Origin of the sequence: Methylocystis sp. H62, assembly GCF_015709515.1 — a bacterium.
Classification (GTDB): Bacteria; Pseudomonadota; Alphaproteobacteria; order Rhizobiales; family Beijerinckiaceae; genus Methylocystis.
On the sequence record NZ_JADNQZ010000058.1, the window covers coordinates 106023 to 127071 of the forward strand.

General features: G+C 63.1%; 22 protein-coding genes and 1 riboswitch. Of the genes, 11 read left to right on the plus strand and 11 right to left on the minus strand.

The annotated features are described in order from the left end of the window. Positions 1–26 precede the first annotated feature (26 nt). Positions 27–88: riboswitch (Fluoride riboswitch) on the minus strand. A 136-nt stretch (positions 89–224) separates the two neighbouring features. Beyond that, positions 225–566 (plus strand): Kazal-type serine protease inhibitor family protein, encoded by a 342-nt coding sequence (locus tag IYY11_RS17210; RefSeq protein WP_196404981.1) that lies wholly within the window; start codon positions 225–227, stop codon positions 564–566. Positions 567–649: 83 nt separating this feature from the next. After that, a complete protein-coding gene (locus IYY11_RS17215) occupies positions 650–973 on the plus strand; it encodes a Kazal-type serine protease inhibitor family protein (RefSeq protein ID WP_196404982.1) in 324 nt (107 codons plus the stop codon). A gap of 45 nt (positions 974–1018) precedes the next feature. Here IYY11_RS17215 and IYY11_RS17220 read toward each other — a convergent pair whose 3' ends face one another. The 7 genes from IYY11_RS17220 to IYY11_RS17250 all read right to left on the minus strand — a co-directional run bounded on the left by IYY11_RS17220 (position 1019) and on the right by IYY11_RS17250 (position 5906). After that, complete coding sequence (locus IYY11_RS17220) at positions 1019–1396, minus strand: hypothetical protein (protein WP_196404983.1); 378 nt, start codon at positions 1394–1396, stop codon at positions 1019–1021. Between the two features lie 98 nt (positions 1397–1494). Beyond that, entirely contained in the window at positions 1495–2817 is a 1323-nt protein-coding gene (locus IYY11_RS17225; RefSeq protein WP_196404984.1) for a murein L,D-transpeptidase family protein, read from the minus strand. Between the two features lie 75 nt (positions 2818–2892). Beyond that, a complete protein-coding gene (locus IYY11_RS17230; protein WP_029651084.1) occupies positions 2893–3420 on the minus strand; it encodes an adenine phosphoribosyltransferase in 528 nt (175 codons plus the stop codon). 390 nt (positions 3421–3810) lie between these two features. Further along, positions 3811–4275: a hypothetical protein gene (locus tag IYY11_RS17235; protein WP_196404985.1), complete on the minus strand. Its 465-nt coding sequence runs from the start codon at positions 4273–4275 to the stop codon at positions 3811–3813. Positions 4276–4443: 168 nt separating this feature from the next. After that, positions 4444–4752, minus strand: coding sequence for a type II toxin-antitoxin system RelE/ParE family toxin (locus tag IYY11_RS17240; protein WP_210331417.1), 309 nt, complete (start codon positions 4750–4752; stop codon positions 4444–4446). Continuing rightward, positions 4752–5009: a hypothetical protein gene (locus IYY11_RS17245; protein WP_196404987.1), complete on the minus strand. Its 258-nt coding sequence runs from the start codon at positions 5007–5009 to the stop codon at positions 4752–4754. The genes IYY11_RS17240 and IYY11_RS17245 overlap by 1 nt, the downstream gene beginning before the upstream one ends. A 21-nt stretch (positions 5010–5030) precedes the next feature. Beyond that, entirely contained in the window at positions 5031–5906 is an 876-nt protein-coding gene (locus tag IYY11_RS17250; RefSeq protein WP_196404988.1) for an S-methyl-5'-thioadenosine phosphorylase, read from the minus strand. 250 nt (positions 5907–6156) lie between these two features. Between IYY11_RS17250 and IYY11_RS17255 the strand changes: the two genes are divergently transcribed. The 5 genes from IYY11_RS17255 to IYY11_RS17275 all read left to right on the plus strand — a co-directional run bounded on the left by IYY11_RS17255 (position 6157) and on the right by IYY11_RS17275 (position 11151). Next, positions 6157–6720, plus strand: coding sequence for a F0F1 ATP synthase subunit delta (locus tag IYY11_RS17255; RefSeq protein ID WP_196404989.1), 564 nt, complete (start codon positions 6157–6159; stop codon positions 6718–6720). Further along, on the plus strand, positions 6720–8249 hold the full coding sequence (gene atpA, locus IYY11_RS17260) for a F0F1 ATP synthase subunit alpha (protein WP_196404990.1): 1530 nt from the start codon (positions 6720–6722) through the stop codon (positions 8247–8249). The genes IYY11_RS17255 and atpA overlap by 1 nt, the downstream gene beginning before the upstream one ends. Before the next feature lie 50 nt (positions 8250–8299). Then, positions 8300–9181, plus strand: coding sequence for a F0F1 ATP synthase subunit gamma (locus tag IYY11_RS17265; protein WP_196404991.1), 882 nt, complete (start codon positions 8300–8302; stop codon positions 9179–9181). A 24-nt stretch (positions 9182–9205) separates the two neighbouring features. Then, positions 9206–10633, plus strand: a complete 1428-nt coding sequence (gene atpD / locus IYY11_RS17270; RefSeq protein ID WP_196401810.1) for a F0F1 ATP synthase subunit beta — start codon at positions 9206–9208, stop codon at positions 10631–10633. A gap of 116 nt (positions 10634–10749) precedes the next feature. Then, entirely contained in the window at positions 10750–11151 is a 402-nt protein-coding gene (locus tag IYY11_RS17275) for a F0F1 ATP synthase subunit epsilon (protein WP_196404992.1), read from the plus strand. An 81-nt stretch (positions 11152–11232) separates the two neighbouring features. Here the strand turns inward: IYY11_RS17275 and IYY11_RS17280 are convergent, their stop codons facing one another. The 3 genes from IYY11_RS17280 to recA form a co-directional block, all read right to left on the minus strand. Continuing rightward, the gene (locus IYY11_RS17280; RefSeq protein ID WP_196404993.1) at positions 11233–12474 is read right to left on the minus strand and encodes a cyclic nucleotide-gated ion channel; all 1242 of its coding nucleotides are present in this window, start codon (positions 12472–12474) and stop codon (positions 11233–11235) included. Beyond that, a complete protein-coding gene (alaS, locus tag IYY11_RS17285; protein WP_196404994.1) occupies positions 12471–15143 on the minus strand; it encodes an alanine--tRNA ligase in 2673 nt (890 codons plus the stop codon). Before alaS ends, IYY11_RS17280 begins: the two co-directional genes overlap by 4 nt. 364 nt (positions 15144–15507) lie before the next feature. Further along, a complete protein-coding gene (gene recA / locus IYY11_RS17290) occupies positions 15508–16581 on the minus strand; it encodes a recombinase RecA (RefSeq protein WP_196404995.1) in 1074 nt (357 codons plus the stop codon). Between the two features lie 307 nt (positions 16582–16888). On the opposite strand from recA, the gene IYY11_RS17295 reads away from it, so the two are divergent. From IYY11_RS17295 to IYY11_RS17310, 4 genes are all read left to right on the plus strand, one after another. Further along, a complete protein-coding gene (locus tag IYY11_RS17295) occupies positions 16889–17641 on the plus strand; it encodes a hypothetical protein (protein WP_196404996.1) in 753 nt (250 codons plus the stop codon). Positions 17642–17785: 144 nt separating this feature from the next. Next, positions 17786–18814, plus strand: coding sequence for a YheT family hydrolase (locus IYY11_RS17300; RefSeq protein ID WP_196404997.1), 1029 nt, complete (start codon positions 17786–17788; stop codon positions 18812–18814). Beyond that, positions 18811–19569, plus strand: coding sequence for a class I SAM-dependent methyltransferase (locus IYY11_RS17305; RefSeq protein WP_196404998.1), 759 nt, complete (start codon positions 18811–18813; stop codon positions 19567–19569). Before IYY11_RS17300 ends, IYY11_RS17305 begins: the two co-directional genes overlap by 4 nt. A 140-nt stretch (positions 19570–19709) precedes the next feature. Continuing rightward, positions 19710–19901, plus strand: coding sequence for a hypothetical protein (locus tag IYY11_RS17310; protein WP_196404999.1), 192 nt, complete (start codon positions 19710–19712; stop codon positions 19899–19901). Between the two features lie 84 nt (positions 19902–19985). On the opposite strand, the gene IYY11_RS17315 is transcribed toward IYY11_RS17310, so the two are convergent. Beyond that, positions 19986–20942 carry a glycoside hydrolase gene (locus IYY11_RS17315; protein WP_196405000.1) on the minus strand — a complete coding sequence of 319 codons (957 nt, stop codon included), beginning with the start codon at positions 20940–20942 and terminating at the stop codon, positions 19986–19988. Positions 20943–21049: the final 107 nt, after the last annotated feature.

Here is a 21049-nt window from a genome sequence, read left to right on the forward strand (position 1 = left end):
CGCGCTCCTCCCGCAGGACGCGCGTCCTTGCGGCAGGAGCCATCAGCCTCATCAGGCGGTTACCGGGAGCCCCATCCCGTGTGGAAGCCAGCATAGTCGCGCCGGCGCAAACGATCAACCGGCCGGTCGCCGCCCGCAATCGCCAGCCGCCGTCGCCCGAAGGGAACGCTCGCCGGCCATAGGCGTTATCCTGCCGTTGCGAAAGCATTTTTTGGAGAATTGCGATGCATTTACGCCTTGGCCTGCGCCTCTGCGCACTCCTCTCTTCCACGCTCTTCGTTATCTTCATGGCGAATTCATCGCCAGCGGTCGCCGCCGGCGGCGTCGGCGCCAAGTGCGGCGGCTTTGTAGGCCTTCCCTGCGCGAAGGGCTTGTGGTGCGAGATGCGCCCCGGCTCCTGCCGCGTCGCCGACGCTTTTGGCCATTGCGCGCGCAAGCCCGCCTTCTGTCGCCGCAATTTCAGGCCGGTTTGCGGCTGCGACGGCCGCACCTACCCGAACGACTGCGCGCGCCGCGCCGCGGGCGTCAGCAAAAATCACAATGGCCGCTGCAGGCGCCATCCCTGACCGTTTGTTGAAGCACATTCGCCCACGTCTGAACGAAGCACAGCAAAAGGCTGCAACGTGATTTTTAAGGGGAGGACGACGATATGACGAAATTACTTTGGAGATTCGCGATCGCCCTGGCGCTCTCGCTCTTTGTTTCCGCGCCCGCCTCGGCCGCCAAGGTCGGCGAGATGTGCGCAGGCATCGCCGGCATTCAATGCGACACAGGCTTGTGGTGCGACCCCGAGCCGGGCCAATGCCACGGCGCCGACATCGCCGGCAAGTGCGTGGAGGTTTCACAGATTTGCACCAAGGACTATCGCCCGGTGTGCGGCTGCGACGATAAAACCTACGGCAACGACTGCACGCGTCGCGCCGCCAAGATCGCGAAAAAGTCCGACGGCGAGTGCCCGAAACCTTACAGGTGAGCCCTGGTGATGGCGCGGCGCAATCGGGCCGCGCCATTGCTTTGGCTAGTTGAAGCAGCCGCTGGCCTGCATCTGCGCGAGCCAGATCGCGCAGGCCGCCTTGGCGCTCTCGTAACGGCGGCGCGGGGAGCCGCCGCCATAACCGCCACCGTAGCCGCCATATCCGCCGTAGCCGCCCTCATCGTCATCGTCGTCGCCATAGCCTTGGCCGTAGCCACGACCGCCGCCATAGCCTTGTCCGTATCCTTGTCCGTAGCCCGGACCATATCCGCCATGCCCGCCGCGCCCGTACTGATGCTGGCGCATGCAGGTGTTGTAGTTTTGGGCGATCGCGAGGCACAGCGGCGCATTGGCCGCCTCGGCGATCGGCGCAGAAAGAATGGTGAAGGCGCAAGCCGCGCCGATGAACCTCACGAGCCGCATGCGGCGTTTTCCTCGTTTGCGCGCCCCAGCGCTTTTGCCGAGGCATCTTCGCGCGCGCCGGCTGAAACCAAGCTGAACAGCGTCTCAGCGCGCCGCGATCACCAGCCGGCGATGCGTCGGCATGATGAATCGCCCGCGCCAAAGGCGTAGTGATCGCCGCAGGCGAAGGCCGTCGGAGGTTCGCCGGTCTGCTCGAAGATGTCGTAGCCTTCCTTCAGATTATGCCAAAATGCGGTCCAGTGCTGATAATTGCCGCCCGCGCCGACGAAGGCGAGCCAGCTGCCGCCGGTTTCCCGAGCGATCGCCTGCTCCGTCAAGCGGAACGGAAAAATATGCACCTGCACTTCGCGCTGGCCGGCGCGCATCGCCGCCTCGACGAAGCCGTAGATTTCCTCGATGCCGCGATCGGTCATGGCGAAGCAGCCGACCGACTTGCACGCGCCATGCACCATGACGAGGCCGCCGGTCCGGCCGTTCTGGCGATCGAAGGCGTTCGGATAGCCGACGTTGAACGCGCGGTGATAATTCGAATGCGGATGCAGCTGCTTCGCCGACACGCTGTAGAAGCCTTCCGGCGATTGGTAGTCGGCTTCCTTGAGCTTGGGGCCGAGCTTGCCGGACCATTTGCAGATTGGATAGGTCTTGTAGAGCGAGAAGCGGCTGTTGCTCTTTCGAAGCCAGAGCTCGAGCTGCCCATCCTGTTTGAAGATGCGCACGAAGACCTGGTCCCCCATGCCGAAGCGGATCGGGGCCTCCTGCTGAAACGCGTCCTCGGGCGCGGCCCGCAACGTCGGCTCGACGGCGCGCGCCACCTGGGTCGGCGGCGCCGACGCCGGGGCCGATTCTTGCGCCGTGGGCGTCGCCTCAACCGCGGCTCTCGCCGACGACTCCTGCGGCCGAGCCGGCGGCAGCGGCGCATTGGCGAGCGCCGGCGCCGTCGCCGGGACCTCGGCGGGCGCGGGCGGGCTCGCCTCGGCGGTTTGCGGCGGCTCGGCAGGAGCTGCCGCCGTCTCGGCGAATTTGTCGGCAAGCTCGGCGAGATTGGCCGGTCGCGACGGGGGCAGCGGCGTCGGCTTTTCCACAATCTCCGGCCGCGCGGGCGGCGGCGCGGGCGGGAAAGACACCGACCCTTCGAGCCCGTCGCCGCCCGCCGGCAGCGCCGCGACTTCGACGGTCGGCTCTTGCGGCGTCGCTATTGTGGGCTCGGGCGGCGGCGCAGGGGGAAACGCGCCGGGCTTTATCCGCAGGGCCATGCTGCGCAGGCCGGTCGGCAGCGCGCCGCTCCAGGCGCTGCGCACGGCGTCGCTGCGGACGGGAGAGCTGCTCGCAACGTCGGGCATATAGCGGAGGGCCGCGACTCCGCCGACGAGCGCGACGAGGGCGAGCGCCGCCAGCGCCAAATGGGTCCGTCGCGGCGTCATGCGCCTATGCAAGCCTCTCACGGAGATTCTGAACTTCGAGCCTGGGCTGAGCAAGAACACCCGGAAAAAGGCGCTTTAGTGGCCTGCGAAGGCGACGAGCGTGCGCACCGGGACGCCGAGCGCCTGGAGCCTTTTCACGCCGGCGAGATCGGGCAGGTCGATGACGAAACAGGCGGCGACGACGTCCGCGCCGCCCTGGCGCAGAAGCTTCACCGCGCCCTCGGCGGTGCCGCCGGTGGCGATCAGATCGTCGACGAGAATCACGCGCTCGCCGGGGGAGACCGCGTCTTCATGCATCTCCATTTCATCGACGCCATATTCGAGCTCATAGGCGACCGAGACGACGCGATGCGGCAGCTTGCCCTTCTTGCGGATCGGGATGAAGCCGGCGGAAAGCTGATGCGCCACCGCGCCCCCCAGGATGAATCCGCGCGCCTCCATGCCGGCGACCTTGTCGATCTTGCCGCCGCACCAGGGCTGCACGAGTTCGTCGACCGCCTTGCGGAACGCCTTGGCGTCGCCGAGCAGGGTGGTGATGTCGCGAAACAGGATTCCCTTCTTGGGATAGTCGGGAATGGTGCGAATGGCGGCGGCAAGCGGCATGAAACGGCCTTGCGATCAGCGGCGTGTGTGGCCGCGTGGATGGACATGGCGAAACGGCCACGTTGAGAGGAATACACGGAGGGCGGGGCGGGGCGCAAATTGGAGGAGGGCTGGGGCGAATAACGCTCTTGCGCAATTGGCGCGAAATACCTCCCCCTCGCGGGGAGGTCGGCGGGCGCAGGCAAGTTTACGCAGCCTGCGTAAACTTGCCTGCGGCCGACGGGTGGGGGTTCTTGACACGCCAGACCGAGCGGAGCTTACCCCACCCGACCCCGCTTCGCGGGGCCACCCTCCCCGTAAAGGGGAGGGATGCGCAAACGCCCCGGTTTTCGCTGAGCGCCCTGTGCGCAACGAGCGCGCCTCGATCCGCAGCCAACTTTTTTTTTCGGATCAGCGAACAATTATCGACATCTCAGCATTATGCGACATTAGTGAACTAAGTATGTGACTCTCCCGTTCTAATTCCGATGTGATGGAAAAAATTGCCAAGGCGTATTCCACAAGGTTCCCCAACTTATTGAATGGACTGAATAAATCCTTGGCGACAATTGTATCTCCGACTTTTACGTATGTTCTACAAAGCCTGTGCGCTTCCGAAAAACGCTCGATTTTCGATATGGTATCAGGCCCAAAAAAGACCCTAAAGACAACAATGCTATGATTAGCCTCAACCTCTCTGCCAGCTGAATCAAACACCTTTGCTCGGTTAACAGGCTCAACGTGAGAATAATCTATGTTGATGGAGGTTCCCGCCACGCATTGAGCATTCTCTGCTCCGAGCACAGCGCCCGGAGCAGAATAAAAGATCAAAAGAATTGTGATTTGTTTCAGCATAAATTTATCGAAGTTCAGCATCTACGCGCTCCGGGCGTTTCCTTGGCAATCGCTCGCCTTTTGCAGAAAACGACATAATACTCCATCACCGCCTGGAGGTTTTTCAGCAGTTCCGGATCGCGCGCGTCGTCGCCCTCGCTCAATGCGCCGTGCGCGGTCTCCGGGAAAACCCAGATCAGGGCCGGGTCGCTAAGAACCATGCAAAAGCTTGCGGGTGATTTTGCGCCGACCATGCACGACGCGAACAATGCTCACTGTGTCGTCGCCGGCAGCGTGGCGGTAGATCACGAGATAGGGGACGACCACCCCGACTCGGATGTGCGCCCCGAGCTTCGGCCGCGCTTCGTAACTGTCAGGATGCTCGGCAAGCCTGTCGTAAAGACTTTCGATGCGAAAGTTGTATTTTTCGGCGGCGCGATAGCCTGCCTCACGGGTGATGTCTGCGAGAATCTCCGCCGTATCCGCGTCGGCAAGTTCGGTAACGATAACGCGAGTCATCACCCTTTGAGCGCGGCGAGACGGGCGGCGTTACGCGCCTTGTGCTCCTCAAGCGAAATAATCTCGCCGCGGTCAAGCGCGGCCAGACCTTCCTCAACGAGGGGCTTTGCCCAAGCCAAATCGTCTTTTTCAAGTTCGCGCTCGACAATGCGCTCGTCGATGAGCTGACGGGCGGCCTCCTCGATCGAGGGAAAATCGCCGGTCGCGACATGCGCTTGAAGCCAAGCTTCTTGGTCGGGGGTGAGGGTGATCGCCATAAGCTTCTATATCATAAAAGCCTACCCCCCATTCACCCTCCCCATCACCGCGTCGAGCTTCTTCAACAGTTCCGGGTCGCGCGCCTCGGGGGCGGTGACGATGGCGTTGTCGAGCGCGCGGTCCGAGCCGATCGGGCAGGGCTCGTGGTCGCGCGGAAAATCCGTCAGAACCCGCGCCAGCAAGCGCGCGACGGTCGCCGAATTCTTCTGAACGACCGCGATCACCGAGGCGATGTCGACATTGTCGTGCTCGGGATGCCAGCAGTCGAAATCCGTGACCATGGCGACGGTGGCGTAGGAGATTTCGGCCTCGCGCGCGAGCTTGGCTTCCGGCATCGCCGTCATGCCGATCACGTCATAGCCGGCGGCTTTGTAGGTGAGCGATTCGGCGTAGGACGAAAACTGCGGGCCTTCCATGCAGACATAGGTTCCGCCGGCGACGTGATCGATGCCCTCGGCCTTCGCCGCCGCGCCGATACGGGCGGAGAGCAGCGGCGCGATCGGATGCGCCATCGACACATGGGCGACGCAGCCGTCGCCGAAGAACGAGGATCGCCGCGCGAAGGTGCGATCGACGAATTGATCGAGCAGCACGAAGAGACCGGGAAAAAGTTCGGATTTGAACGAGCCGCAGGCCGAGACCGAAATCAGATCGGTGACGCCGGCGCGCTTCATCGCGTCGATGTTCGCGCGGTAATTGATGGTCGAGGGCGAGAGCCGATGGCCGCGCCCGTGCCGCGGCAAAAAGACCGCCTGGGTCGCGCCGAGTTCGCCAAAGACGAGTTCGTCGGAAGGCTCGCCCCAGGGCGTCGCGACCCGTTCGCGGCGAATGTTGGCGAGCCCCGGCAGATCATAAACGCCTGACCCGCCGATTATTCCGACGACCGCTCTGGTCATGAATATGTCTCCCTCGAAGGCTGTTGCGTGGCCGGGTTTTAGGCCGGCGCCAAAAATCGCGGCGATGTGACAGGGTTGCGCCCCCAAAACGCCTGTGTTAGGGGACGCTCGCCTTGGAGCTGGGGCGCAGCGGCCCTCGTTCCTTTTCCTACAGCATCCGTCGTTTGAGGCTAACCGCTTTATCGTCGCGACCGTGCAACTTGCACTGCGAGCGGCGTCTCCAAACGACGTAGATTGACGAGCGAACCAAGTGGCTCAAGACGGGGATTCCTTATCAGGCGTTGCAGGTCGCTACGCCTCCGCACTCTATGATTTGGCGACGGAGAATCACGCCGCCGATGACGTCGCCGCGGCTCTCGATCGATTCAAGACTCTGCTGGACGGCAGCGCCGATCTCAAGCGCATGGTCAAAAGCCCGGTGTTCTCCGCCAAGGAGCAGCTCGACGCCCTCGAGCCGGTTCTCAACAAGGGCCAGATCACCGGCATCGCCGCCAATTTCATCCGTCTCGTCGCCGCCAAGCGACGTCTCTTCGTCATCTCCGACATGATCGCCGCCTATCGCCGCCTGCACGACAAGGCGAAGGGCCTGGTGCGCGCCGATGTGACGATCGCGGCGCCGCTGAAGCCGGATCATGAAGCCGCGCTGCGCGAGACGCTCGCCGGCGTCACCGGCGGCAAGACCATCGATCTCAAGGTGACGACGGATCCGTCGATCATCGGCGGTCTGATCGTCAAAATCGGTTCACGCATGGTCGACGCCTCCGTGCGCACCAAGCTCAACTCAATCCGCACACGCATGAAAGAGGTCGGCTGATGGATATCCGCGCCGCAGAAATTTCCGCGATCCTCAAGAAGGAGATCGCCAACTTTGGCGCCGAGGCCGAAGTCACCGAGGTCGGCCAGGTTCTGTCCGTCGGCGACGGCATCGCGCGCGTCTATGGACTCGACAATGTGCAGGCCGGCGAGACCGTCGAATTCCAGGACGGCACCAAGGGCATGGCGCTGAATCTCGAAACCGACAATGTCGGCATCGTGATTTTCGGCGACGACCGCCACATCAAGGAAGGCCAGACGGTCAAGCGCACCGGCGCCATCGTCGAGGTTCCCGTCGGCAAGGAGCTGCTGGGCCGCGTCGTCGACGCGCTCGGCAATCCGATCGACGGCAAGGGCCCGATCAAGGCGGCGCAGCGCTCGCGCGTCGACGTCAAGGCGCCGGGCATCATTCCGCGCAAGTCGGTGCATGAGCCGATGGCGACGGGCCTGAAGGCCGTCGACGCGCTGATCCCGATCGGCCGCGGCCAGCGCGAACTCATCATCGGCGACCGCCAGACCGGCAAGACCGCCATCGCGCTCGACACGATCCTCAATCAGAAGTCCTTGAACGACGGCGACGACGAGAAGTCGAAGCTCTACTGCGTCTACGTCGCCATCGGCCAGAAGCGCTCGACCGTGGCGCAATTCGTCAAGGTGCTCGAAGAGCGCGGCGCGCTCGACTATTCGATCATCGTCGCCGCGACGGCCTCGGATCCCGCGCCGATGCAGTTCCTCGCGCCCTTCTCCGGTTGCGCGATGGGCGAATATTTCCGCGACAACGGCATGCACGCCGTGATCATCTATGACGATCTGTCCAAGCAGGCCGTCGCCTACCGCCAGATGTCGCTGCTGCTGCGCCGTCCGCCGGGCCGCGAGGCCTATCCGGGCGACGTGTTCTATCTGCATTCGCGCCTACTCGAGCGCGCCGCGAAGCTTTCCGACGATCGCGGCGCCGGATCGCTCACCGCGCTGCCGGTCATCGAAACGCAGGCGAACGACGTGTCGGCCTATATTCCGACCAACGTCATCTCGATCACCGACGGCCAGATCTTCCTGGAGACCGATCTCTTCTACCAGGGCATTCGTCCCGCGGTGAACGTCGGCCTTTCGGTGTCGCGCGTCGGCTCGTCGGCGCAGACCAAGGCGACCAAGAAGGTCGCCGGCAAGATCAAGGGCGAACTCGCGCAATATCGCGAAATGGCCGCCTTCGCCCAGTTCGGCTCGGATCTCGACGCCGTGACGCAGCGCCTCTTGAATCGCGGCGCCCGCCTCACCGAACTCTTGAAGCAGCCGCAGTTCTCGCCCTTGAAGATGGAAGAGCAGACCTGCGTGATCTACGCCGGCGTCAACGGCTATCTCGATCCGCTACCGGTCAATCGCGTGCGCGCCTTCGAAGACGGCTTGCTCGCGCTGCTGCGTTCGCAGCACGGCGATATTCTCGAGAGCATCCGCACGACGAGGGATCTCACTGACGAGACCGCGGCGAAACTCAAGAGCGTCGTCGAGAGCTTCGCGAAGAGCTTCGCGTAACGCGCGCCCGGCCATATGGACGTTGGTGAAACGAGACAGGCAAAAACGATATGCCCTCGCTAAAGGATCTTCGAAACCGCATCTCCTCCGTCAAGGCGACGCAGAAGATCACCAAGGCCATGCAGATGGTCGCCGCCGCGAAATTGCGCCGCGCCCAGTCGGCGGCGGAGGCGGCGCGTCCCTATGCCGAGCGCATGGAGTCGGTGCTCGCCAATCTCGCGTCCAGCGTGACGGCGGGCGGACCGCCGCTCTTGGCCGGCAATGGCAAGGACGAGACGCATCTCCTCGTCGTCGCCACCGCCGAGCGCGGCCTTTGCGGCGCCTTCAATTCCTCCATCGTGCGTCTCGCCCGCGAGCACATCGCGCGGCTTCAGGATCAGGGCAAGACCGTCAAGATCCTCTGCGTCGGCAAGAAGGGTTTCGAGCAGCTCCGCCGCCAGTATGAGCGCAACATCATCGAGGTCATCGAGCTGCGCGGCGTCAAGCAGATCGGCTTCGACACCGCTGATGAGATCGGCAAGAAGATCATCCGCATGTTCGAAGAGGCCGACTTCGATGTCGCGACGCTGTTCTTCTCGCGCTTCAAATCGGTGATCGCACAGATCCCGACGGCGCAGCAGCTCATCCCGGCGCAAATTCCCTCGAACGAAAACGCGCCGGCCGTCGAAGGTCCGCAGGCGTCTTATGAATATGAGCCGGGACAGGACGAAATTCTCTCGACGCTGCTGCCGCGCAACATCTCCGTGCAGGTGTTTCGCGCGCTGCTCGAGAACGCCGCCTCCGAACAAGGCGCCCGCATGAGCGCGATGGACAATGCGACGCGCAACGCCGGCGACATGATCAAGAAGCAGACGACGATCTACAACAGGTCACGTCAGGCGATGATCACCAAGGAGCTCATCGAAATCATCTCGGGCGCCGAGGCGCTCTGAGGCATTTTAGGACGAGGACCAAACATGGCCGCCAATAAGCCCAGCGGGCGCATCACTCAAGTCATCGGCGCCGTCGTCGACGTGCAGTTCGACGGGCAATTGCCTGAGATTCTGAACGCCCTCGAGACGACGAACCAAGGCAATCGCCTCGTTCTCGAAGTCGCGCAGCATCTGGGCGAAAATTCCGTTCGCACCATCGCCATGGATTCGTCCGAAGGCTTGGTGCGCGGTCAGGAAGTCACCGACACCGGCGCGCCGATTTCGGTTCCGGTCGGCGACGAGACGCTCGGGCGCATCATCAACGTCATCGGCGAGCCGGTCGACGAGGCGGGTCCGATGCTGACGAAATCGCGCCGCGCGATTCATCAGCCGGCGCCTTCCTACGCCGAGCAGGCGACGGAAGCCCAGATTCTCGAGACCGGCATCAAGGTCGTCGATCTGCTCGCGCCTTACGCCAAGGGCGGCAAGATCGGCCTGTTCGGCGGCGCGGGCGTCGGCAAGACCGTGCTGATCATGGAGCTCATCAACAACATCGCCAAGGCGCATGGCGGCTATTCCGTCTTCGCCGGCGTCGGCGAACGCACCCGCGAAGGCAACGACCTCTATCACGAGATGATCGAGGGCGGCGTCAACAAGAAGGGCGGCGGCGAAGGCTCCAAATGCGCGCTGGTCTACGGCCAGATGAACGAGCCGCCGGGCGCGCGCATGCGCGTCGCGCTGTCGGGACTCACCGTCGCCGAAGATTTCCGCGACCGCGGCATGGACGTGCTGTTCTTCGTCGACAACATCTTCCGCTTCACCCAGGCGGGTTCGGAAGTGTCGGCGCTTCTCGGCCGCATCCCCTCGGCGGTGGGCTATCAGCCGACGCTCGCCACCGACATGGGCGCGCTGCAGGAGCGCATCACCACGACGACCAAGGGCTCGATCACTTCGGTGCAGGCGATTTACGTGCCGGCCGACGATCTGACCGATCCGGCGCCCGCGACCTCCTTCGCGCATTTGGACGCCACGACCGTGCTGTCGCGTTCGATCGCCGAGAAGGGCATCTATCCGGCGGTCGATCCGCTCGATTCGACTTCGCGCATGCTGTCGCCGGCGATCGTCGGCGAGGAGCACTACGACATCGCGCGCAGGGTGCAGTCGACTCTGCAGCGCTATAAGTCGCTGCAGGACATCATCGCCATTCTCGGCATGGACGAGCTGTCCGAAGAGGACAAGCTCGTCGTCGCCCGCGCTCGCAAGATCGAGCGCTTCCTGTCGCAGCCCTTCCACGTCGCCGAAGTGTTCACCGGTTCGCCCGGCAAGCTCGTCGCGCTCGCCGACACGATCAAGGGCTTCAAGGGCCTCGTCGACGGCGAATACGACCATCTGCCCGAGGCCGCCTTCTACATGGTGGGTTCGATCGAAGAGGCGGTCGAAAAGGCCGCCAAGCTCGCCAAGGAAGCGGCGTAACTTTACAAAGCGTTTCGGCCGGACGTGGTCCGGCCATGACGCTGATCAGTTTTCGTGGATGGCCGGATCAAGCCCGGCCATGACGGGCTGGACGCAACGCGCCGTCGGAGAACATCATGGCCGCATTCCACTTCGAACTCGTCTCTCCCGAGAAGCATCTCTTCTCTGGTGAAGTCGAGTCGGTCGTCGCGCCCGGCGCCGACGGCCAGTTCACCGTGCTCAAGGACCATGCCCCGGTGATGACCACGCTGAAGGCCGGCGTCGTGACCGTTTCCGGCGGCGAAGGGAAGGTCGAGAAGCTTTTCGTGCGTGGAGGATTCGCCGACGTCAACGCGTCCGGCTTCACCATTCTCGCCGAACAGGCGATTCCGCTTTCGGAAATCGACGTCGCCAAGGTCGACGCCGACATTCGCAACGCGCGCGAAGACATCTCCGACGCCAAGTCCGACGACGCGCGTCTCGCCGCTTCCGACAAGCTCGCGCAATTGCAGGAGCTGCGCGCGGCGATCGGCGGCTGATCAGAGCGCGCAGAGAAAGCCGCGCTTGTCGCGGGCATCCACGCGGCGCTCTCACGCGGAACTGCTCAAACGCAGCGTGAACTATATCTCGTTCACGCCTTCAGACGTCGGCTCCTCGAGCTCCGCTTCAATCATGTCGCCGTGCCGCTCCGCCGGCGCGAGTTCGGATCGTGACTGGGCAATCTCGCGGATCGCCTCGCCAATCTCCGGATTGCGCTTGGTCAGGGTCTGCAGATCATAGGCGTCGAGGATGAGGAGTTTCGTTGGCGCGGTCGCCCGCACGTCGGCGGTGCGTAACGTTTTGTGCAGGACGGCGATCTCGCCGAAGAACTGCCCTTCGCCGAGCTTGACGTTTTCATGCGCCAACTCGACTTCAACCTCCCCCTCGGCGATGAAATACATCGAATGGGCGGGATCGCCCTTGCGCACGATCATTGCGCCCCGGGGAATGGACTGCGCCCGAAGATAGCGCATGATCTCGGCGATTCCCGCCGCATCGAGGCCGCGAAACAGCGGCACGCTGGCGACCATCGTCCAGGTCACGACGAATTCGCGGCGGTGAATTTCTTCGGCGAAGGCGGTGGCGAGAATGCCGACCGGCAGGCCCAGCAGTAGAAAGCCCGTCACCATGGCGAAGGAGGCGATGAGCTTGCCCGCCAGCGTGAGCGGAATGACTTCGCCATAGCCGACGGTCGTCACCGTTTCGATCGCCCACCACATAGCGTCGGGAATCGTGCCGAATTTTTCGGGCTGCGCCTCATGTTCGGCGATATGCATCGCCGTCGAAAAGAACAGCACCGCGCCAAACAGAATGATCAGCCAGGCGAGCAGCGCCTTGCGCTCGGCCTCGATCACCGCGAGCAAGGTGCGGATGCCGGGAGAATAGCGCGCGAATTTGAAGAACCGCAGCAGACGCAGCATCAAAAAGACGCGCAGATCCGCCGAGAAGTAGAAAGAGAGATAGAAGGGCAGGAAGGCGGCGAGGTCGATCAGCGCCCAGCCTGATGTGATGAAGGCGAGCCGCGCCGCCGTCGGCGAGCGGCCCGCGTAGAGCGCATGTTCGGGCGCGCACCAGACGCGCAGGACATATTCGAGCGTGAAGGCGGCGACGGCGACATATTCAATGAGGTTGAAGACATCCGCATAGCTGTCGCTGTATTCCGGCACCGATTCGAAAATCACCGAAACGACCGACAGCAGGACCAGCCCAATCAGCCCGCGATGGACGACGCGCGCGAGCCGGTCGTGGCTGCCGCCGTCCAGGACGACGTGGACGCGCCGCCGCAACAAAGCCAGACCGCGCCGCCGGTCCGGCTCGTTCATGGCGCGTCCGCTTTTCCGCGCAGCGCGTCCTCGACCGAGGCGAGCGCCTGATCGATGGCGGCGGCGTTGGGGCCGCCCGCCTGCGCAAGATCCGGCCGCCCGCCGCCGCCCTTGCCGCCGAGCATGACGCTCGCGACGCGCACGAAATCCACGGCGCTGTATTTTTCGGTGAGATCGTCGGTGACGCCGACGACAATGCCGGCCTTGCCGTCGGGCGAGGCGCTGGCGATCGCGACGACGCCCGAGCCGATCGCCTTTTTGGCGTCGTCGACCATCGACTTCAAATCCTTGGTCTCGATGCCTTCGACCGCGCGCGCCAGGAGCTTGACGCCGCCGATGTCGCGTGGCTTCTCAGCGGCGCCGTCGCCAGCGCTTCCGCCCATCGCGAGCTTGCGCTTGGCGTCGGCGAGGTCGCGTTCAAGCCGCTTGCGTTCATCGAGAAGAGCCGCAAGCCGGGCTGGGGCCTCTTCGACCGGGGTGCGCATCAGCGCCGCCATGTCGCGCAGCGCGCGCGACTGCGCGACAAGCTGACTGCGTGCGCCCTCGGCGGTGCGCGCCTCGATGCGCCGCACGCCGGATGCGACCGCGCCCTCGCCGACGATGGCGACGAGGCCGATGTCGCCGGTGCGGGCGACATGCGTGCCGCCGCACAGCTCGACGGAGAAGGGATGCGCGGCGCCGGGACTCACCGGGCCCATCGAGACGACGCGCACTTCGTCGCCGTATTTCTCGCCAAAGAGCGCGCGCGCGCCGGAGCGGATGGCGTCGTCCTGGGCCATCACCCGCGTCTCGACGGGCGCATTGTCCTGAATGATTTCATTGGCGAGCGTTTCGACGCGCGCCAGCTCCTCATCGGTGAGCGGCTTGGGATGGGTGAAGTCGAAGCGCAGCCGATCGGGCGCAACGAGCGACCCCCTCTGCGCCACATGCTCGCCGAGCACCTGCCGCAGCGCCTCATGCAGGATGTGCGTGGCCGAATGATTGGCGCGCGACTGGGTGCGGCGCTCGTGAGCGACATCGAGCTCGAGCGCGAGGCCGGGCGTGATCTCGCCCTCTTCGACGACGCCCTCGTGAACGATGAGGTCGCCGAGCTTCTTGACGGTGTTTTCGACGCGAAAGCGCAGACCGCGGGCGCGCATCACGCCGACGTCGCCGACCTGTCCGCCCGATTCGCCATAGAAGGGGGTCTGATTGAGGATCAGCGCGCCGCGCGCGCCCTCTTTGAGCGAAAAGGCCTCGCCGCCGTCATGAATAATGGCGGTGACGACGCCCTCGCTTCTTTCAGTTTCGTAGCCGAGGAATTCGGTCGCGCCGAGACGTTCCTTCAGCGCGAACCAGAGCGCTTCGGTCGCCGTTTCGCCGGAGCCGGACCAGGCCTTGCGCGCTTCCGCCCGTTGGCGCTCCATCGCGGCGTTGAAGATTTCCTTGTCGACGCCGATGCCGCGCGGGCGCAAGGCGTCCTCGGTGAGATCGAGCGGAAAGCCGAAGGTGTCATAGAGCTTGAACGCCGTTTCGCCGGAAAGCTTGTCGCCCTGGCCGAGCGCCGCGGTCTCTTCATCGAGGATCGCGAGGCCGCGCGTGAGCGTGGCGCGAAAGCGCGTCTCTTCGCTGAGCAAGGTATCGGCGATGAGCGACTGGGCGCGCACCAGTTCCGGATAGGCCTGGCCCATCTCGGCGACGAGCGTCGGCGCCAGCTTCCACATCAGCGGCTCTTTCGCGCCGAGAAGCTGGGCGTGGCGCATGGCGCGGCGCATGATCCGGCGCAGCACATAGCCGCGGCCTTCGTTCGACGGCGTGACGCCGTCGGCGACGAGGAAGGACGAGGCGCGCAGATGGTCGGCGATGACGCGATGGCTCGCGCCTTGCGGGCCGTCGACCGGCGCGCCGGTGAAATCGGCGACCGCGCCGGTGAGCGCGCGAAAGAGATCGATGTCGTAATTGGAGGTCACGCCCTGCATCAGCGCGGCGATGCGCTCCAATCCCATGCCGGTGTCGATCGAGGGGCGCGGCAGCGGCGCGCGTTGTCCCGGCGCCACCTGCTCATATTGCATGAAGACGAGGTTCCAGAACTCCAGGAATCTGTCGCCGTCCTCGTCCGGGCTGCCGGGCGGACCGCCTTTGAGCGCCTCGCCCTGGTCGTAGAAGATCTCCGAGCAGGGGCCGCAGGGGCCGGTGTCGCCCATGCTCCAGAAATTGTCGGAACTGGCGATGCGGATGATGCGGCTGCCGTTAAAGCCGGCGATCTTTTTCCACAGATCATAGGCCTCGTCGTCGTCGTGATAGACGGTGACGAGCAGCCGATCGACGTTGAGCCCGAATTCGCGCGTGATCAGGTTCCAGGCGAGTTCGATCGCGCCTTCCTTGAAATAGTCTCCGAAGGAGAAATTGCCCAGCATTTCAAAGAAGGTGTGATGGCGGGCGGTATAGCCGACATTGTCGAGGTCGTTATGCTTGCCGCCGGCGCGCACGCATTTTTGCGCCGAGGCGGCGCGCGCATAGGCGCGCTTTTCGACGCCGGTGAAGACGTTCTTGAATTGCACCATGCCGGCGTTGGTGAACATCAACGTCGGATCATTGTGCGGCACGAGCGACGATGAGGCGACTTTCTCGTGCCCATTGTGCGCGAAATAGTCGAGGAAGGCGGTTCGGATCTGGTTGACGCCACTCATGCGGTCACGGCTCGCGAATGCGCTCCCGTCGCTAAAGCGGCTTTTGCGCCGATGCGGGAGACGCGTTTAAACAATAACCTGGAGCGGCTTTTCGTTTCAACGAAACAGGCGACGGCTCGAGGTTGCGGCGAAGGCTGCGGCAGGCGGCGCCGTCGCGCGCTTCGTCCTGCGCGATATGACAGTTTCGGGGGGAAACGGCAATGGCGAGGGGGCCGCCAGCCCCCTCGCGCGTTTCCGAATCGCCGACGGGCGAAACGCCGCAAGCCTTGGCGACTAAATGCGACGCTCGGGCGGCTTAAAGCGCTTCCCGATCACCGGAGCAGGTTCTCATCGAAAAAGTCTGTCTACTTTTTCGGAACCTGCTCTAGGCCTCGCCGGCTTCGCTTTCATCGGACGCGTCGAGAATACGCTCGGCGATCAGCCCGGCGTTCTCGCGGATCGCCTGTTCGATACGCTGCGCGGCCTCGGGGTTTTGCTTCAAAAACGTCTTGGCGTTCTCGCGGCCCTGGCCGAGCCTCTGGCTGTCATAGGAGAACCAGGCGCCCGACTTCTCGACGACGCCGGCCTTGACGCCAAGATCAACCAATTCGCCGAATTTGGAGACGCCCTCGCCATACATGATGTCGAATTCGACCTGCTTGAACGGCGGCGCCACCTTGTTCTTGACCACTTTGACGCGGGTCTGGTTGCCGGTCGTCTCGTCGCGGTCCTTGATCGCGCCGATGCGGCGGATGTCGAGCCGCACCGAGGCGTAGAATTTCAGCGCATTGCCGCCGGTCGTCGTCTCGGGCGAACCGTACATCACGCCGATCTTCATGCGGATCTGATTGATGAAGATGACGAGCGTGTTGGAGCGGGCGATCGAGGCGGTGAGCTTGCGCAGCGCCTGGCTCATCAGCCGCGCCTGCAGGCCGGGCTGCACGTCGCCCATCTCGCCCTCGATTTCCGCGCGGGGCGTCAGCGCCGCGACCGAATCGATGACGAGCACGTCGACGGCGCCCGAGCGCACCAGCGTGTCGGTGATCTCAAGCGCCTGCTCGCCGGTGTCGGGCTGCGAAATCAGGAGATCTTCGAGATTGACCCCGAGCTTGCGGGCGTAGATGGGGTCGAGCGCATGTTCCGCGTCGACGAAGGCGCAGACGCCGCCCAATTTCTGCGCCTCGGCGATGACATGCAGGGTGAGGGTGGTCTTGCCCGAGGATTCCGGCCCGTAAATCTCAACGACGCGGCCGCGGGGCAGGCCGCCGACGCCGAGCGCGATGTCGAGCCCCAGCGAGCCTGTCGAAATCGTCTCGATCTCGACGGCCTTCTGGTTCTTGCCGAGCCGCATGATCGAGCCTTTGCCGAAGGCGCGCTCGATCTGCGACAGAGCGGCGTCGAGCGCCTTGGTCTTGTCCACGGACGTCCCTTCCACGAGGCGGAGATTGGCTTGGCTCACGGCTGAAATTCCTTCTGACACGGTTGGCTAGGCGCGGCAATGCGGTTGCGAGGGGCGGGGCCAAACGCGCCAAGGCGAGAAGGGGGACGGCGCGCTTGACCCTGACCTCCAGTGTGCACGATTTGTTCTTTTTGCCAAGTTCTTTTTTTGTTCGAATGCGGTAGGGAAAAGGAAAGTGTTTCGATCACCCTCGGGCAAGGTCCGCGACGCTCGGTTAAGGGATCGGTTGGAAACGTTTAGAGGTAGTCGAATTCTGTCGCCGCCTTCCCTAATCTTTGGGCAAAGCCCTCTGCACGGCTGCCGTTCAATGAACATGATTGACCTACCCGACCTGAAGGCAAAACTCTGGCATCAGATGCGGCACGATTTGAAGTCGTTGGTTCCGTGGTTCGCAGATAATGACTTGCTGCTGTGTCCTGCTTGTTGTCGGCCACTTAGGTTCGACGAATTCTCATTGGAGCATATCATTCCGCAGCAGGCTTTAGCATGTGATCCTTTGGATGTGCGTGATGCTGTCCCGCGAAACGAGCGCAGCGGAATGACCCTGATGTGTCGAAAACCTCTTGTCATCAAAGGAAGAAAAATACCTGGGCACGGTTGCAATAGCTGGAAGGGCAAATTCTACGACGCCTCCCTTCGCGACCTCATTCGAGCCGACTTTCAAAGAAAGCAGCTTAACTCACGTCACCAGATAGCTTTGTTCTCAGCAGGGTATCTCGCGCTATTTCGACAGTTCGGATATCAGATCGCGCTTCTGCCTAGTGGCTTGCTTATGAGAAACCAATTCTTTCATCCAAACTCGTTTCTCAGGGACGTGCCACTTTCTTGTCAGGTGGTGCTAGCAGGCGAACGCCTCCGGAGCTACGAGGAAGGCAATCGAGAATATTGGAGCGAACCTTTTAAAATCACTGTGGACGGCGCATCTGCGTTCATCGTGCTACGGAACATGGTCCTCAATCTTCCACTGTCACGCGATCCCAAGCTGCCGCTCGCGCGGGCGCTACCCTATGTTCCGTCAAAATATGCTTTCAGACCCGATCTGAGAACGGCATTTGAATGATGGTGGCGGCGCGCTCCGTCCTTTGCACACTTATCAAGGACTTCGCGTGCGGGTCTTTTGAAAGTCGGTGTTCTCGATAGATGGCGCGGGCGCACGGATTAATAGAAGAGACGATGAAACTGTTCCTTAGAGACATCAAACATCATGCCTGTTGAACTTCCCGTTTCGGAGCCGCTTCCCCCCTTTCGCGAGCGGGCGCCGTGGCTCGGCGGCGATCTGCAGACGTTGCGCAACATCATCGTCGGCGGGCCGCCGGAGCTTGTCGGCGGCGAACGGCTGCTGCTCGCCATGCCGGACGGCGATCGTCTTGCGGCGCGGCTCGATCGGCCGGCCGCCGACAGTGGCGCGCCGCTCATCGTTCTGACGCATGGGCTCGCCGGCTCCGAATCCAGCCGGCATGGAATCGCCACGGCGCGCTTTCTCGTGAGCCAAGGCTGGCCGGTGCTGCGCCTCAATCTGCGTGGCGCGGCGCCCTCGCGCGCGACCTCCGGCGGGCGCTACCACGCCGGCAAGACCGAGGATCTCGTCGCGGCGCTGCGCGGCCTGCCGGCGAACCTCGTCAGTCGCGGCACCGTGCTCATCGGCAATTCGCTCGGCGGCAATCTCGTGCTGAAATTCATCGGCGAGGGCGGCCACGAGTTGCCGGTTCTCGCCGCCGTCGCCGTGTCGACGCCGATCGACCTCGCCGCGTCCTGCGCCCGGCTGATGGCGCCGCGCAATTTCGTCTATCATCGCTACATGCTCGATGAGATGAAACGCGAAGCGCTGGCGCCGAGCGCCGCGCTCACCACTGCCGAGCGCGCCGCTATCGCCGGCGCCCGCACGCTGTACGAATTCGACGATCGTTTCGTCGCGCCGCATTTCGGCTATCGGGGCGCGCCGGACTATTATGAATCCAACGCCGCGAAGAATTTCCTCGCCGGCGCGCGGCTGCCGACGCTGATCCTGCACGCGCTGGACGATCCCTGGGTGCCGGCGGAGAGTTATGCGGCGATCGACTGGTCGAATCTGCCGATGATCGAGGCGGCGTTGACGCAGGGCGGGGGACACATGGGTTTTCATGGCGTCGGCAGCCTGACGCCCTGGCATGATCGCGCCGCGGCGTTGTGGCTGACGCAAAAAGGTCTCGGGCCCGCGTCGCATGTTCAAGACGAAGTGAGGCCGCAGCAATGAATGCCGGCCAGACGATGGTGTTCGGCGACAACGCGGACGACTATCGCGCCTTTCGCCCGCATTATCCTGAAGCGCTTTTCGCGTGGCTCGCAAGCGCCGCGAAGCAGGATCGTCTCGCCTGGGATTGCGGCGCGGGGAGCGGGCAGGCGGCGCTCGGACTGTCGCGCCATTTCACGAAGGTGCTCGCGACGGACCCCGATCCCCGGCAGCTGGCGTTCGCGCCAAAAGAACCCAATGTCGACTATCGTCTGGCGCGCGCGGAAGACGACCTCGGCCTGCGCGCGGAAGTCGATCTCATCGCCTGCGCCTGTTCGATCCACTGGTTCGACCTGCCGAAGTTCTACGCAAATGCGCGGCGCGCCTTGCGCCCCGAAGGGATCATCGCGGCATGGACCTATGACTGGCCGCGAACGCATGTCGAGCCGCTCGATTCGATCCTGCGCAGCCTGAAGGAGGATATTCTCGGCCCCTTTTGGGCCGAGAATTCGGCGCTTTATTTCGATCGCTACGAGACCTTGCCGTTCCCGTTCAAGGAGATCGATTGCCCGCGGTTTCAGACGCCCATCGCGCGCTCGAAAAGCGATCTCGTGAGCTTTCTCAAGACCTGGTCCGCCGTCGAGAAATACAGACTGCATTATGGCCGCGATCCGCTGGCGCTCGTTGACCGCGAGTTGGAGGAGGCCTGGCGCGCGCATCCGCCGGATCTGCCGCTGTGCGTCCCGCTCTACATGCGCTGCGGCGTTAACACACCGTAAACTTAAGAATTGGCGAGCGCTATCCTATGTGTCGCCCGCAGCTTTCCCTAATTTTGCCCGTTTCTTGGCGACGATGAAGAGTCGTCGCGTTGAGCCAATGCCGTATCTCCCAAGGGGATCATTCAGCAAAGGACAGCAATATGCTTGAGGCTGGCAAAATTTATAAAGTCACGACGCTTGTGAATTGCGAAGGCGCCTGGGACGAAGAGATCGATCTGTGGACCGTCACAGCGGTGGAAGGCACCTGCGCCAAGCTCAGTAATGAGAGCCGCCAAAACAGGATCGTCGACACGGCGTCTTGGAACTTCGTCAAAGCCGAAGCGGTCGAATAGGTTTCGCTTCGTCGCTGTCGGGGGACGGTGTCGTCCCCGCGATCGAAGCATCGCCATCGCGCTTTGGCGGGCGCCGGAGCGCCGCTATTTGCACTTCATCAGCCGGGCGTCCTTCGTTAAGCCGGATTCGCTGCATAAGCCGAAATGCCTGTCGGCGTCGTCGTTGTTCGGACAGGCGCCGCCGGACTGTTTGTCGAAAGCGGCGAAATAATAACTGTCGAAGTTCTGCTGGCGCGTTTTCCACGTGCTGAAATAATCAATTTCGGACTCGATGTTCATGTCCTTCATGCCGGCGTTGTTTCCACAACTCGGCCAGCCTTCCTCGGTGACGACGACCGGCTTCGTGGTTTTGCTCGCCAAGTTGGTGACAGTGGCCTGAATGTCGTTTGCGACGCTCCTGCCGTTGACCTTCTCGGGCGAGCCGCCCCAGAACGGATAGATATTGGCGCCGATGACGGGGACGCTCTGCAGCACTTTTTGAGGATCGCTGGCGGCGAGGCGAATCCAATCCGGCGCGCGTTGCGCCGTCGTCACCACAACCTTGTTGTTGGTCTTACTCCTCAGCGTGGCCATGTCGGCCACGATTCGCTGTTGCATCGCCAGCTGCGGATTGCCTTGCCAATCGAACATGTCTTCATTGCCGACGACGAATGCGATGACCGTTCCGGGGTAGCGGAAATTAGCGTCGACGGCGGCGCTAATCTGCGCCTGCGTCCAGTCGGGATGATCGGGAAATTCGAAGACGCCGAGCATCAGGCGCATGTTTCTTGCCGACGCCAGCTCAGCGATGCTCACGCATTGCTGCCCGTTGATCGTGCAATAGGTCGAGTAGAATGTCTTGACGCGCGAAAAGCCCAGCGTCCTGATCTGGGTGAGATCGTCGCTGACGACCTTCTTCATCGTCGCGACGTCATTTGCCTTCTGCGCCGCCACGTAAGCGCCGCTGTGCGCAGGATCGTAATTGACGCCGTTGTCGGCCGCAGAGGCGTGGGACGACGCGAAGAGTGACGCCGCCAGGGCGCCGTGAATCCAAATCTTCATAAACTCCTCCAAAGGATATCTGAAACTGATTGAGCTTAACTTAGTCCGAGCTTTTAAAAACGTGGTGGCCGTGACAAATCCACTTTTCCACCACTTTTTGGAGAGTG

Excerpts from the sequence above, each read along its gene's own strand:
- IYY11_RS17210 (WP_196404981.1), top strand. The coding sequence starts at position 225 with ATGCATTTACGCCTTGGCCTGCGCCTCTGCGCACTCCTCTCTTCCACG.
- IYY11_RS17215 (WP_196404982.1), top strand. The coding sequence starts at position 650 with ATGACGAAATTACTTTGGAGATTCGCGATCGCCCTGGCGCTCTCGCTC.
- IYY11_RS17220 (WP_196404983.1), bottom strand. The coding sequence starts at position 1,396 with ATGCGGCTCGTGAGGTTCATCGGCGCGGCTTGCGCCTTCACCATTCTT.
- IYY11_RS17225 (WP_196404984.1), bottom strand. The coding sequence starts at position 2,817 with ATGACGCCGCGACGGACCCATTTGGCGCTGGCGGCGCTCGCCCTCGTC.
- IYY11_RS17230 (WP_029651084.1), bottom strand. The coding sequence starts at position 3,420 with ATGCCGCTTGCCGCCGCCATTCGCACCATTCCCGACTATCCCAAGAAG.
- IYY11_RS17235 (WP_196404985.1), bottom strand. The coding sequence starts at position 4,275 with ATGCTGAACTTCGATAAATTTATGCTGAAACAAATCACAATTCTTTTG.
- IYY11_RS17240 (WP_210331417.1), bottom strand. The coding sequence starts at position 4,752 with ATGACTCGCGTTATCGTTACCGAACTTGCCGACGCGGATACGGCGGAG.
- IYY11_RS17245 (WP_196404987.1), bottom strand. The coding sequence starts at position 5,009 with ATGGCGATCACCCTCACCCCCGACCAAGAAGCTTGGCTTCAAGCGCAT.
- IYY11_RS17250 (WP_196404988.1), bottom strand. The coding sequence starts at position 5,906 with ATGACCAGAGCGGTCGTCGGAATAATCGGCGGGTCAGGCGTTTATGAT.
- atpA (WP_196404990.1), top strand. The coding sequence starts at position 6,720 with ATGGATATCCGCGCCGCAGAAATTTCCGCGATCCTCAAGAAGGAGATC.
- IYY11_RS17265 (WP_196404991.1), top strand. The coding sequence starts at position 8,300 with ATGCCCTCGCTAAAGGATCTTCGAAACCGCATCTCCTCCGTCAAGGCG.
- atpD (WP_196401810.1), top strand. The coding sequence starts at position 9,206 with ATGGCCGCCAATAAGCCCAGCGGGCGCATCACTCAAGTCATCGGCGCC.
- IYY11_RS17275 (WP_196404992.1), top strand. The coding sequence starts at position 10,750 with ATGGCCGCATTCCACTTCGAACTCGTCTCTCCCGAGAAGCATCTCTTC.
- IYY11_RS17280 (WP_196404993.1), bottom strand. The coding sequence starts at position 12,474 with ATGAACGAGCCGGACCGGCGGCGCGGTCTGGCTTTGTTGCGGCGGCGC.
- alaS (WP_196404994.1), bottom strand. The coding sequence starts at position 15,143 with ATGAGTGGCGTCAACCAGATCCGAACCGCCTTCCTCGACTATTTCGCG.
- IYY11_RS17295 (WP_196404996.1), top strand. The coding sequence starts at position 16,889 with ATGAACATGATTGACCTACCCGACCTGAAGGCAAAACTCTGGCATCAG.
- IYY11_RS17300 (WP_196404997.1), top strand. The coding sequence starts at position 17,786 with ATGCCTGTTGAACTTCCCGTTTCGGAGCCGCTTCCCCCCTTTCGCGAG.
- IYY11_RS17305 (WP_196404998.1), top strand. The coding sequence starts at position 18,811 with ATGAATGCCGGCCAGACGATGGTGTTCGGCGACAACGCGGACGACTAT.
- IYY11_RS17310 (WP_196404999.1), top strand. The coding sequence starts at position 19,710 with ATGCTTGAGGCTGGCAAAATTTATAAAGTCACGACGCTTGTGAATTGC.
- IYY11_RS17315 (WP_196405000.1), bottom strand. The coding sequence starts at position 20,942 with ATGAAGATTTGGATTCACGGCGCCCTGGCGGCGTCACTCTTCGCGTCG.